Origin of the sequence: Metamycoplasma equirhinis, assembly GCF_006385185.1 — a bacterium.
Taxonomy (GTDB): domain Bacteria; phylum Bacillota_I; class Bacilli_A; order Mycoplasmatales; family Metamycoplasmataceae; genus Metamycoplasma; species Metamycoplasma equirhinis.
Map to the genome: position 1 here is coordinate 41569 of NZ_VFIX01000004.1, position 13574 is coordinate 55142.

Annotated in this window: 11 protein-coding genes; 6 read left to right on the forward strand and 5 right to left on the reverse strand. The window is 26.4% G+C overall.

The window, feature by feature from the left end; all coding sequences use genetic code 4:
* Nucleotides 1-45: 45 nt before the first annotated feature.
* From FJM08_RS07775 to holA, 5 genes are all read right to left on the reverse strand, one after another.
* Nucleotides 46-2916, reverse strand: a complete 2871-nt coding sequence (locus FJM08_RS07775; protein WP_140031487.1) for a cation-translocating P-type ATPase — start codon at nucleotides 2914-2916, stop codon at nucleotides 46-48.
* Nucleotides 2917-3062: 146 nt separating this feature from the next.
* A complete protein-coding gene (gene pgsA / locus FJM08_RS07780; RefSeq protein WP_306769762.1) occupies nucleotides 3063-3944 on the reverse strand; it encodes a CDP-diacylglycerol--glycerol-3-phosphate 3-phosphatidyltransferase in 882 nt (293 codons plus the stop codon).
* On the reverse strand, nucleotides 3925-4467 hold the full coding sequence (locus tag FJM08_RS07785; protein WP_140031488.1) for an MHJ_0274 family protein: 543 nt from the start codon (nucleotides 4465-4467) through the stop codon (nucleotides 3925-3927). The genes pgsA and FJM08_RS07785 overlap by 20 nt, the downstream gene beginning before the upstream one ends.
* 83 nt (nucleotides 4468-4550) lie before the next feature.
* On the reverse strand, nucleotides 4551-6071 hold the full coding sequence (locus FJM08_RS07790) for an alpha-amylase family glycosyl hydrolase (RefSeq protein WP_140031489.1): 1521 nt from the start codon (nucleotides 6069-6071) through the stop codon (nucleotides 4551-4553).
* A 10-nt stretch (nucleotides 6072-6081) separates the two neighbouring features.
* Nucleotides 6082-7050: a DNA polymerase III subunit delta gene (holA, locus tag FJM08_RS01725; RefSeq protein WP_140031490.1), complete on the reverse strand. Its 969-nt coding sequence runs from the start codon at nucleotides 7048-7050 to the stop codon at nucleotides 6082-6084.
* A 103-nt stretch (nucleotides 7051-7153) separates the two neighbouring features.
* Between holA and FJM08_RS01730 the strand changes: the two genes are divergently transcribed.
* The 6 genes from FJM08_RS01730 (at nucleotide 7154) to FJM08_RS07810 (ending at nucleotide 13573) form a co-directional block, all read left to right on the forward strand.
* Nucleotides 7154-7888: a YebC/PmpR family DNA-binding transcriptional regulator gene (locus FJM08_RS01730; RefSeq protein WP_140031491.1), complete on the forward strand. Its 735-nt coding sequence runs from the start codon at nucleotides 7154-7156 to the stop codon at nucleotides 7886-7888.
* A 172-nt stretch (nucleotides 7889-8060) separates the two neighbouring features.
* Nucleotides 8061-9551 carry an MSC_0624 family F1-like ATPase-associated membrane protein gene (locus FJM08_RS07795; RefSeq protein WP_140031492.1) on the forward strand — a complete coding sequence of 497 codons (1491 nt, stop codon included), beginning with the start codon at nucleotides 8061-8063 and terminating at the stop codon, nucleotides 9549-9551.
* Nucleotides 9538-10035 carry a DUF2714 domain-containing protein gene (locus FJM08_RS01740; protein ID WP_140031493.1) on the forward strand — a complete coding sequence of 166 codons (498 nt, stop codon included), beginning with the start codon at nucleotides 9538-9540 and terminating at the stop codon, nucleotides 10033-10035. The genes FJM08_RS07795 and FJM08_RS01740 overlap by 14 nt, the downstream gene beginning before the upstream one ends.
* 8 nt (nucleotides 10036-10043) lie before the next feature.
* Nucleotides 10044-10976: an MSC_0622 family F1-like ATPase gamma subunit gene (locus FJM08_RS07800; protein ID WP_140031494.1), complete on the forward strand. Its 933-nt coding sequence runs from the start codon at nucleotides 10044-10046 to the stop codon at nucleotides 10974-10976.
* Nucleotides 10966-11445, forward strand: coding sequence for an MSC_0621 family F1-like ATPase epsilon subunit (locus FJM08_RS07805; RefSeq protein ID WP_140031495.1), 480 nt, complete (start codon nucleotides 10966-10968; stop codon nucleotides 11443-11445). Before FJM08_RS07800 ends, FJM08_RS07805 begins: the two co-directional genes overlap by 11 nt.
* Nucleotides 11438-13573: an MSC_0620 family F1-like ATPase-associated subunit gene (locus FJM08_RS07810; RefSeq protein WP_140031496.1), complete on the forward strand. Its 2136-nt coding sequence runs from the start codon at nucleotides 11438-11440 to the stop codon at nucleotides 13571-13573. Before FJM08_RS07805 ends, FJM08_RS07810 begins: the two co-directional genes overlap by 8 nt.
* Nucleotide 13574 lies beyond the last annotated feature (1 nt).

A 13574-nucleotide genomic window follows, 5' to 3' on the forward strand; every position in this document is an offset into this window, starting at 1 on the left:
TTAAATAAAATAACAAACTCTAAATTAAAAAAGGTTTGTTATTTTTTATTGTATATGTTTTGATTTATTGTTTGATTTTATCATTACAAATCCGGAATTATTTGAATCAAATTTTTCAAATTTAGATACTAAAAGATTGGTTACTTTTTGAATCAAATAAATTGGAATTAAAAACATAGGTAATCCTAAACCAATTCCAATCAAAGCGGGCGCTGATTTTAAATTAACATACCCTTTAAAAACTAAAGCTAATTTGTTTGCAAAAGCAACAATGATTAAAAAACTTATCGAAAATATCACTGACAAATATACTTTTCAATAATATATCGGATTTAGTAAAATAATTGGTTTGCTTGACATTAAGTTAATTGAGTTAAATGCCGCGGTTATTCCTAAAATTAAAAATGCCATTGTTGATGCGGCGCTAATTATATTATTAGGTGAATTATAATAAGCTCAAAGTGCTCCTAAATAATATCCCATCATAGATAAAACACCAATTAGAAGTCCTTTGCAAAGAGTGTCTATTCCCATTCCGCCACTAAATATTGATTCATATTTATATATCGGCCTATGATTCATAAAATTTTCTTTCGAATCTTGTAAACCTAGTGCAATCGCCGGAAAACCATGAGTAAATAAGTTAATTCATAATAATTGAGACGCTGATAATATATAAATCTCCTGGTTACCTAATTGTGATTTTCAAGATATTGATGAAAATATTGCACGAAAAACTAATAATCCAATAAAAACCAAAATTATTTCAGCAATTGAAGTTATCAATAAATTTTGAATTACATTTTTTATTTTTTGATAAATCGACCGCCCGTTATCAACGGCCTTTACGATTGTTGCAAAATTATCATCAGCTAGAATTATATTTGCTGCCTGTTTTGAAGCTTCTGTGCCTGTAATTCCCATTGCGCAACCAATATCTGAAGCTTTTAATGCTGGCGCATCATTGACTCCGTCGCCTGTCATTGCTACAACCTGTTCGTTTTTTTGCCAAGCATTAACAATCCTTAATTTATCTTCAGGTTTAACTCGCGCATAAACGGAGTATTGTTCGATTGTTTTAGTTAATTCATCATCAGAAATCTTATCTAAATCAGTACCCGTTATTGCTTTATCGCCACTTGTAAATATTCCCAAATTTTTTGCGATTGCAATAGCTGTATTTAAATTATCTCCTGTTATCATTATTGGCTTAATTCCCGCACGTTTGCATTGCAAAATAGACTCTCTAGCAGTTTCACGTGGTGGATCTATCATGGCTATTAATCCCAAAAACTCAAAACCACTTTCAATTTCTTCAATATTTTTTTGTGATACTTTATTTAAAAACAGGTTATCAACTTTTCTATATCCTATCGCTAAAACCCGATATGCTTGATTAGCCCATTTTTCATTTTGTTCAAGAATTTTTTGTTTTTCAATTTGATTTATATTGGCGCATTTGTGTAAAAGAACATCGGGAGCGCCTTTTGTAATTAAAATGTTTTCATTATTTATTAAATGAATAGATGTCATCAATTTTCGTGACGAGTCAAAAGGAATAGTGAATAATCGAGGGTGTTGACTAATTAAATTATTTTTATATTTATTAATTGAGTGTTTTTCTAGCTCATATAAAAATGATATTTCCGTAGGATCACCAGCAACTTTATAAATTCCATTATCATTAATTAAATTAGCTTCAGAACAAAGCGAACCATATTCGATTACTTTGATTAAATTTTCATTTGTTATTTGTTTTTTTGAACTAAAATTTTTACCGTCAAAAATATCAATTATCGTCATTTTGTTTTGTGTTAATGTGCCAGTTTTGTCAGAACAAATAACTGCGCAACTGCCTAGTGCTTCTACTGCCATCAAATCTTTCACAATAGCTTTTTGTTTGGCCATTCTTTGAATCCCAATTGCCAGAATTATTGAAGAAAATGCGATTAATCCTTCAGGGATAGCAGCAACAGCTAAGGAAATAGCATTAACTATTGAAGTACTTCAGAAAATTTTATCTGTAAGTGAACTTTTTGTTGCTAATTGAAAAATTATTTGTACAATAAAGCTCAAACAGAATAATGCTAAACCGGTATAGCCGAAAATTTTTCCTAATTTGTTTATTTTTATTTGTAGCGGACTAATAGTTGATTTCTGTGAACTTACTAAATTCGAAATTTTTCCCAATTCTGTGTTTTTTGCTATCGCAGTAACAACAAAATATCCTGTACCTGTTGCTACTATTGATGATGAATAAACCATGAAACGACGATCTGCTATTGGTAATTGTAAATTGCGCGCCATATTTGCATCTTTAAATGCTGGTTCACTTTCGCCTGTTAAGGAACTCTCAATAACGCTTAAATTTGACGAAGTTAGTAGATAACCATCAGCAGGAATAACGTCACCTGATTCAACCATAACAATATCACCGATTGTAATATCTGTTGCCTCGATTAACATTAAATTTCCGTTTCTGATAACTCTACTTTGTAGTGGACTTAGTTTCTTTAATGCGTCAATTGCTTTAGCGCTTTTGATTTCTTGAATTGCGCCTATCGCGGAATTCGTAAGAACAACAAACAATATAATTGTAGGTTCAATAAATTCAATTAATAAACGATTATTATTGCCATACCAATTTCAATTACTTTCAACACCATTAACAATTGCTAAAATATATGAAAGCAAAGATGCAAACAAAAGAATAATTACTAAAATATCTTTAAATTGGCTTAAATAAGCAATAAAGGGATTTAGTTTTTTTGTTTCATCTAATTTGTTTTTACCATATTTTTCCTGTCTAGCTTTTATTTCGTTTTCATTTAATCCAGTTTTAATATCAGTTTTTATTTCTATTTCGTTAATTTGATATTGAATTTGATTATGTGATTTTTTTTGCAATTTCGTCATTTTATTAAATTTCCTTAAATTAGTTTGTTGATTTAGTGAGTTGTATATAGCATAATTTTACTAAAAATAAAGCTGGTTTTTTGTTTTTAAAAATAATAAAAAAAGAAGCAAAACTTTGCAATTAAAATCCGCTTCTATTAATCAATCTAAAAAAATGAATCGCTTGAATTATTAGTAGAATTTGAATTGTTTTTGGCTTGTTCAATTTCTTGAGTCAATTGATTTTTATATTCTTCAGAAGAAGTAATCTCCATTGATTCCATATCTGATTTTTCAATGGCTTGGTTATTTTCATTCGTTGACGTCTCTATAATAGGTTCCTTTTTTGAATCAAGATTATTGTCCTTTGTGATTCCTTTTAAGTATTTGCAAATATAAATTATGCCACTTACTCAAGCTAAAATTAGACCAGCTAATAATGGTATGTTTACGTAAAATTGTTTTAATGAGTCTTCGTTTTCTTTTAATCATGGAACGCTAAAGGCTATAACCAGTAGTGAAAGAGAAACAATTATAGTTTTAATTTTTCCCCATCAATTTGCATTAACCTTAACATCTTTTTTAGCTGCATACATTCTTGAGCCATCCACCATAATATCTCTCACAATAAATAAAATTACAATAGGTAAATATGTAAAGTTAAAGATTGCTAAAAATATCATCATCATTGTAGTAGCGACTTTATCAGCGATTGGATCAAAAACTTTGCCGAAATTAGACACCGTTTTTGTTTTGCGAGCGTAAAAACCGTCAACAAAATCTGTTATCATCGCAACTATAAATAATGAAACACAGGTTCAATAGATAATTGATAAGGCTAATTTATGACTATTTGAGCCAATTAATTTAATTCCGTCATATCTAAATCCACCGCCGCCGGTTTTAGCTAAGATAAGTGCTGCTCCAGCTGACATCATGGCTAAAAATGGAATCATTAATAGCATTCTAAGAATTGTAAGCCAATTAGCGACACCTAATTTCGCTTTTGTTTTTGGTGCTTTTGCCATTTTATTTTTCATTTCCTTCATAGTATTTTTCCTTAATTGATTTTTTAACTAAATCTAAACATATATTCTTTTTTTCTCCATCAGGCACTAAAGCATATTGTTCTTTAAAAAATTTTAGTGTCTCCGGAATATGTTTTTCTCATAAGTTACAATAGTTTACATTAATTAACTCTGCATGTTTAACGAAAGTCTTATATTGTTCATTTTTAACAAAAGAATAAGCAAAATCGTCGCGTTTTATTAGTTTCATTAGCAATTTTTGTGCGCCAACACGAATTTCGCCCATTTTTCGCGTAGTTTCATGACTATTAAACTTTTTCAGCTCGTTTAACGAATATATAATAATTTCTTGAAAACTTAAAATATATTCATAATACAACGAAAGAATTTCTTTAGCTTTTTCAGCTTCCGCTTTTGCGGCACGTTTTTTTAAAACAGATTTTTTTACGATTTTTCAAATTATATATGCAATTATAAATAATAAAAGCACTGCCATCAATACATAAAGTACAACATTAGCCACTGGTGATTGTGAATTAGGCATATTTTCCTTTCTATGCAAGTTTTAGCTTGATTAAATAATTATAAACAATAATATATTTGCTAATAGTAATATTTATTATTTTACTATTCATTATAATTTTTTTCTTTTAGTAAGATTATTCCCTCAAAAGGCGACAATTCTTTAGGCAGTGAAGCATAAAATTTACCAGCATATGTTGTAAACGCTATTTTTGATTCAGAAATATTAGCTAAAGGCAAATGTTTGCTTGTTAAATTAACTAAAAAATCTATATCCAAATTATTTTTGATTTTATGTGAAATTTTAATTATGCCTTTTTTGTCATTATAAATAGCAATTTTTGATTTACCAAAATTTATATCGTTAAATGTGTTAAAAATTAATTCTTTTAAATTGATTAAAAAATTTAAGGGGCTGTCTTTTGCGATTAATTGACTTTCAACATTTGTTTTATCAATTTTTAAAGAGTTTAAAGCTCCGGCTTTTGAATTTTTAGGTTCTTTTGTTCAAGGCATTAATGTATATGAAGTTCATTTGTTTTGAAATGATTGAGCCGCAAAATATTCATCTTCATTAATATTATTGGCTTGATAAAATCTTTTTTCTTCATTATAGTTTGGATTATTAAATTCATAATTTCGGCGAATTTTGGCTCGTAAAATCCCTAATTCATCGCCATAGTAAATACCAATTGAATTTTTACCCGCAAATAGTAATAAAATAAACGCTTTTGCTGATTCAAATAAATAACTAAGTTCATCGCCTCAACGCGAATTAATTCTCCCAATATCATCCGATCCAAAAGATAAAATAATTTTTTTATTGTTGAAAAATGGCTTGTAAGTTTTAACAAAATATTTGAAATTGAATTTTTGCTTTTTAGCCGATTTTTCGTCACTTATAATTCCGTTTTTAGCAATGTGTGTCAAATATAAATAATCGCAGCAATTAAGTGGATTTTTTAACATCTCCGAATATAAATTTTTGTGAAATTGATTGCTTTTTAATATCACAGTAATACTTACATTTTGGCGTTTTACAATCTTGTAAATATCTTCTAAAAATTGAAACTTGTTTTTTTCGATTAAATTGTTTTTTTCGATTAAAAAATCAAAATTTGAAATAATGATTGTTTTGATATTACACTTAACATAGAAACTTAAAATTTCATCAAAATAAGTAATTAAATTTGCGATAGTATTCAAATTAATTTTTTTAAATGAATCATTAACTAAATATGTTTCAAGAGAAGTTAGTTGTTTTTTATCATTAGAATTCTGAATATCATATAAATTAAGCATGTTATTTAAGTTAATATATGATTGTTTAATTTGGAAAATATCAATTATGGGCGCAATTTCGATTTGGTTTTTGCGATAAATATCAATGCATTTTACAAAGTCAGTAATTGAACCATAGCGATTTTTAATTTCTTGTAGTTCAAATTTGTTTTGATACTGTGTTAAAATGTCATTTATCGCAATAACATTAAAACCACATGTTTTTATGTAATCTAATTTATTTATTAAACCTTCAAAATTTCCAAACCCAGTTGTTTCTTGATTTGTAAAAGTTTCAATTTTTAATTCATATAATAAAATTCTTTTGAAGTTATTTTCGATCATATTAGTTTCCTTATTTAATTAATTTTAATACAAATGATTGTAATGCTAGATTTTCATCTAAAAAACCATTTTTAATATCAAGATCAATTTTTGCTAATTCATCAATTAAAGCAGTTATTTTTTTGTTACCCACCTTATTAAAAAAATCAATAAATAATTTAACTCTAAAACTATGAATATTCAAATTTGCTACAATTTGCTCAGTTGAAAAATTTGCAACGCGAAGCAAATAAATTTCTTTTGCATATGATAGCAATGACGCTATTTGAGAAAGTAATTGGTTTGCAGAAACACCAAAATTTAATTGTTCATTAAGTTTATAAATGATTGTTTCGGTTGGTACATTTTTTAAAATCGCATCACTAAAAGCAAATTCAATATTGTTTGACATTGCGAAATTATTATCTTCTATCATTTGTAATGTGATGTGTTTATTTTGCAATAAAAGCTTGCAAATTTCGTTAGTAATAAAAGTTAAGTCATTTGGCATAATTGCTAAAAAGTGAAGTAAAGCAAATTCATCAATTTCTCCACCTCTAGTTGTAATAAAATTTTTAACAAATGAATATAGCTTTTTCTCAGAAATTGATTGTGTTTGAATTAATTTTGCAACATTTTCTATACGTTTAAAAAGTGGCGATGGTAGAAAATTTTTATCGTATTTTTTAGTAACCTGTGATAAAACAATATTTACCGCACTATCGGCCGAAAAAACTAAATCAAAAAAATCGTTTTGACTTGATTTACTATTACTTTTAATTTTTGAATTAAATAATTCAAGATTTTCAAAAATAACAATTTTTGGCATGCAAAAAATGTCTATATTGTATAGCGCATCGGACACTTCTTCTAAATTTACTTGCCCGAAAAAACGATGAATTTCAATTTCGTTTGTTTTATTTTTTTGCTTTACTTCTTTGATTAAATTATCAATTTCAGTTTTTATAAAATATTCGTCTTCGCCAATGATTAAATACATGTAGTTATTATATTAAATTTGTAACAATATTAACTTATATTTTTGATATAATTGCTATAAATTTATTTAAATTATTTAAACATTTATAAATCAGGAGAACTATATGTCAGGACACTCAAAATGAGCAACAACAAAAAATCATAAGGCTGCGGTTGACGCAAAAAGAAGTAAATTATTTCAAAAGTTTTCGAAAGAAATTATGGTTGCGGCTTCTCTAGGGGGACCTGATCCCGATTCAAATCCTGGGCTAAAATTAGCAATTGCTAAGGCAAAAGCAAAAAGTATGCCTAAAGCTAATATTGAAAAAGCTATTTCTAAAATTACCGGCGGTTCAAAAGAAGGAACGGGATTTCAAGGTTATTTATATTCAGGAACTGCATTTGGTGGAATTAATTTTGTTGTTAGCTGTTTAAGTGACAATTTTAATCGTTTAAGTTCCAATATTAAACATTACTTTTCGAAGCACAATGGGCAATTAGGAAAACAAGGTACAATTCCTTATGTTTTTGATCAAAAAGGCATTATCGAATTTGCATCAAATTTAGCAGCTGAAGATGAAGTTATGATGACAGCGCTTGATTCTGGTGCAGAAGACTTTTTCAATGAAGATGAAACATATACAATCATATGTGAACCATCATCATTTCAAAAAGTGAAACAAGCAATTGATGAGGGTTTTAAAATCGAAAATTACTCTACAGCGGAAGTAACTTATTTATCGAATTCTGATATTGAAGTTGACGAAGAAAAAATGCAACAAATTGAAGACTTTGTTGATTTTCTTGAGGATGACGAAGACATTCAACAAGTTTGACATAACGCAATAGTAGCTGATTAATTTCGAATGACATCATTTTAAAATGGTGTCTTATTTTTTTAATTTGATCGATAAATAATTAAAAAATCAAATAATTATTGCAAATAAGAAATTTTTTAACAAAAAAATAACCTTAAAAATTTAAAATGTCTATAATTTAATAGTTTATTAAATTAAGGAGAAAAACTCATTTATGAAAAATTCTTTAAATTTGGAAGAGACAAGAATTTTTAATGATTATCATGCTTTTTCTAAAAATAAAAAAGGCAATTTAGATGTTTTCATTTACAAAATTATCTTGTTAACCGTATTAGTTCTTGGTTGTCTTTCAGTTTTATTGTTTATTCGCGATTCATTTTTCGCACAAAAAATGTTTGCGAATTGAGAAATAAAAGATTTCTTAAAATTTGATAGTAATGAAAACATCCAGAAAAATACATTAATTTTTACTAGATTTTTCTTGCTTGCTTTTGTGTTTTTTTACACAATATCTAAAAACTTTATGAATCTATATTTCCAAAAAGAAAAAATTAAAAAATATTGGCCTTGATTCACATTATATTTAAGTATGTCTATCGCATCAATTGTTTTAACATTTACATATTTTGAATCAAATCCTGCCAAAAGCGTTTATTTGTTCATTATATTGGTACCTGTTTTTATTATAAATTTAGTTTATTCAAGTTACATATTTAACTTAAAAAGAAAAACAGATCCTAACTCACAAAATAACTTAACTTCGCTAATAATTACAAACATCTCACAGTTCTTATTATTAGCTCTCGTTATTGTGAGTGCGTTTAGTTGAGTATTTGGCGCGAGTTCAAAAGTTGCAAATTCAGAAATGTTATTTAAAGATAACACATTCTTTAACTATTGAAAAAATTTGTTGTCTATTAAAAAAACAAAAAGCTTCTTTTTGATTTTTATTGCAGCAACCATAATTTTGTCATTATTATTTGGTGTTAACGCTGACAGAATTTCATTTATTACCTTCAAAGTTAAAAAAGATGAATATTTCAAAAATTCAATTATCTTATCATTATCAATTTTAACAACAGTAATTTTTTGATTAGTTAGAATCTTTTTTATAAGATTTGACGAAATTTCAGTATTGGGTAAGAAATTTCAAAATCTTATTTATTTAGTTGAAATATTATTTGCTGCATTGGTTGTAACTGGTTATATGCTATTTCAATTTTTGAATAGACTTAAAACAAATAGCCACGTAATAAATACAATTGCAATTTCGTTTTCTGAAGCGTTATTATGAGTTTCATTGCTAATCACAACATTTTTAAGTAAACATAATAATTTAGTTAATTTGATTAATTTATTATTTGTTTCACTTGCCTCTATCGCAATTGTTGGTGCTTACTACGCCAAAACTAACGAATATAATTTTGGAATTGCTACATTTATTAAATTAGGATTAATATCAGTTTCATTAACAATCATTATTTTCGGATTGAATCAAATTCTTCTATCGGAAAATAATTTAACATTTTTAATCATTGATTCTAATTTAGAAATTACACAAATCTTTTTAGTTATTTCAGCAATTGTTTGAACCGTATTTCTTTTAGCATCAACACTATGGCTGATTATCGTAGCTAACAAAATTACATTCTTTAAAAATAAACACACTGAAAATGAAGAAAGGATAAAATATGAAGAAGAATAAAAACGAAAATTCAGAATTATTTAACGTATATGCTGAATATGAAGAAATTATCACAAAAGAAAATTTTATAAACTTTACTCAATTAATTACTTCTATATTGTTTAAAAATAATTTAGGTTTTCAATCACAAACATATTTAGATTTCTTAAATTATTTAAATGAAGGACTTGATAAAAGATACGACATTGTTTACGACAATTTCATCATTAATTTTAATGTAAATCCAAAATTTGATATTGAAAAATTAGTGCCAATGTTATCAAATTTCGAATCAAGCAATAACGATGCTATTAACTTAAAAAATAGCATAACTGATGAATCATTAAATAAATTCTTAAATGATTTAAATATCGAAATTAGTAGAGTTTTAAATTCACATTGCTTTGTTGAAATTATTCCAAATGTCATAATTTATTTATCTGAAAATACTGGTCAATTAAAACTTCTATTTAATAAAGAAATTATTAAAACAGTGGTTAGATAGGAAAAGACATGTATTTAAAAACGTTAGAGAAAAAGAAAACAAATTTAAACAATATTAGATTAAAGATTAATAGCGATAGAAATATATTGTTAATAACAATAATGAAACTAACAAAAAAACTTTCATTTTACATAAACAATGCAGTTTTGAATAAAAATTTAATATCATCACTTGACAAAAAATATGACTTAAATAACACCATTATCGGTGATGATGCAAAATTTCTTGAAAAACCTATCAGCAAACTAGATAAAATAAAAAATCTTTTCAAGAAACCAAAACAACTTTGAATTTACTTAACTGAAGAACAAAAATATACAACCGACTCATATTCACGTTACGAAAAGAAAATATTGGAAATGACTAAAAAGGCAAATGCAGATTTTATTCCTATTGGTCAAAAAGCGATTGAATTTTGTAAGAAAAACAAATTTAAATCATTAATGAACTTTACTAATAAAAATTTAGACCCTGATTTTGCCTCAAAATTGGTTCAAGCTATTAAAGCTTTATATGCTGGACAAAATTACGAAGAAGTATATTTTGTAATTAACACCAATAAAAGTTATAATGAACCATTTCAAATCTTACCAATCAAAAATTTTAACTTAACTAAATTAGCAAATATCGACGAAGAAAAAAATATCACCGACTTTACAAACTTTAAAATCTACCCAAATATTGAAGATTTTATTGATGCTCAAATCAATATTTTTCTTGAAAATTCAATTCATTCACTTATTATTGAATCTTCTTTTTATAGTGCTAAGACGGATTTGGTTTTCACAAACAAATCAATTCGTCAACTTGAAGATACAATTACAAAATTAGATAAAAAATTGCACCTTCTAAAACAAGAAAAAGAAATTGAAGAAATTGTGATGTTAACAAGAAAAGCAAAAACTGATCTTGATATTAATGGAGGCGATGATGAATTTTAATAAGCGCGCTAACGAAAACGGTTTTGATATCGTAATTAATTTTGTGTCAAAGAAACCATATATTTTAAAAAATGGATTAATTTATTTGAATGTTGGAAATGAAAATAAATGAGAATTAATTCAAAATAGATCAATTGCGAGTTACCCAAACACTATTATTAAAATAGTTGATCCTAAAGAAAATAGCGAATGATTTATGTTTTTATCAGACGTTAGTGTTTTTGCAAACGAAAACAAAATTCAGATAAACACATTTTCTAATTACAATAAATATTTAAAAGTTGAAGAAGATGTTGATTTAAACGATACCTTAAAAGATGTAACAAAAGAAATTGATTATTTTAATGCACGCCAAAATTTTGGTTTAAATATTAATCAATTTATTCTATTAACAAAATTAAAACGCGAACAATACATTAGCAAAATGTCACAAATTTTAAACCTACGAAAGGCGGAAAAATATGAATAAAAAATTAAAATTATTTTGAAGTCTTTCTTCTGCAACTTTAACTATTGCAACACCTCTTTCTGTTTTGGTAAGTGCTAGAGCGAAAGAAAAAGAAGTTGACCCAAACTTCGATCAATTTAAAGCGATCGCAGAAACAAAAACCAAAGAAGCAGTTAAAAAAGTAGTTGAAGAAGTTATTAAGTATCTTGAAACTGAATTAGAAAATGTTAAAAAAAGTGAAGATAACGGTATAAACAAAATTCAAAAGCAAGTTTATCTTGATGAAATAGTCAAACATTTCAAAACTAAAAAAGATAATATTATCCAAGAACCAGAAAAATACGGAATTAAACCACTAATTCCTTATACAATTTCGCAACATAAAGAATTGCTTATTATTAAAGTTACATATAATGGTAGAGTTTACGATAGCATCAAAATTCCAAAAAGCGAATTACAAAAATACGAAGATTTGGTTAAGCCGGATGGAAAAGTTGAAACAATTAAAGAAATTAAAAACACTTTAACCAAAGTTGAATTTGAAGAAGCAATTAGACAATATGTCGAAAACCTAACCAAAGAATTTAACAATATCATTTACCAAAATGTTGATACTCCAACACTTAATTTAAAATTAGTTGAATATGAAATCAATGGTAAAAAAGTTTATGGCTATGAAATTGGATTTCCTGAAGGATATACTTCATGAGAAGAATATATAAATAAAAAGATCACTCCTAGATTTAATGAATTTGACTTAAAACAAAGCAATCAATTAGACATACCTCAAGAAGAAGATCCTAAACCAGAAGAACTTGACAAATTGCCATTAGTACCTGGTGATAAACCAAAACCAATAGAAAAATATGATATTAACAAATTACCTAATTTAAATCCTTTAATAAAATACACTTGGTCAGATAAAGAAGCACAAGAAATTATTGATAGATTTAAAGCTATAAATAATATTGCTAAGGCTAACGCTGAATTATTTTTCTTCAATAATCCAATTAATACTAGATACTTATATGAAGTTGAAGATTTAAAACTAGAAAACGAAAAATTAAATGCTATTGTTGCTATTTCTGACACAGTAAAGCCAAAATCTGGCAACACACAAAAAAGAACATATAAAATAGAAATTAATTTGGATAAATCAGATAACTATAAAAAAAATCAATATGTTCTAGAGACGCAAATTGATGAAATTAGATCTATTTATAATAAATTTTTAGTAGCTATTGGATTAGATACAAAAATCGATTATAATGATTTGGGTAATGATAACCTACAACAAACTTTATTTACGATGGTTGAATTAGCAGCAAAAATTTCAAATATTGATGATGTTGCTAAAGCGTTTAAGGAACAATGGAAAACATTAACCAAAAACTCTGCATACCAAATTAATTTTGGTAATCAAGAACTGCTAAAAATAAAAAACAGCGAAATAAGAAATGAAATTTCTAATTTGTTTCTAAATCAATTAATTTCTGCGTTAATCAAATTAGAGTACAAAGTTGGCGAAGAAAAAGTCAGCGAAGAAAACGTTCCTTATTGACATTCGATGACAAAAGCCTTCAGCCGTGTTAAGATACAATTCGAAAGATCAATAAAGAAAAACCGTGAAATTATTTTAAATAACTTTAAATCAAATAGTGATAAATCTAAAAAAATTAGTTCTAATGTTTTAGATGAATTATTTGAAAAAATTAAAAAAGACTTACTAAAACTAGAATACGTTTCAACAGAAAGTCCTTTATTAGTTAAAACATGATATGCCAAATATTTAAAACTAATAAAGGAAATTAAAGATGAATTTATTGTTCTTAAGGAATTAGCATCAGACAAACCTATAACAAATGCCAATACTGAAGAGTTTAAAAAATTTATTAAAGCTTATGAAGAAGCTAATAAGATTGTTAAATCACAATACTTTAGTGAAAATAGACTTAAGAAAATATTTGGATCTATTTTAATTACAATAGGTATACTAAGCACAATTATTAACCTAACAATAATGGCAATAAGATTCAAAACCAATCGCAAAAGAAAAATTTTGATTGTATATCTATTAATATTAACAATTTCATTAATTATGTTAGCAACAGGTATAACAATTTTAATGTTAGGAATGAGAGGAATATAAA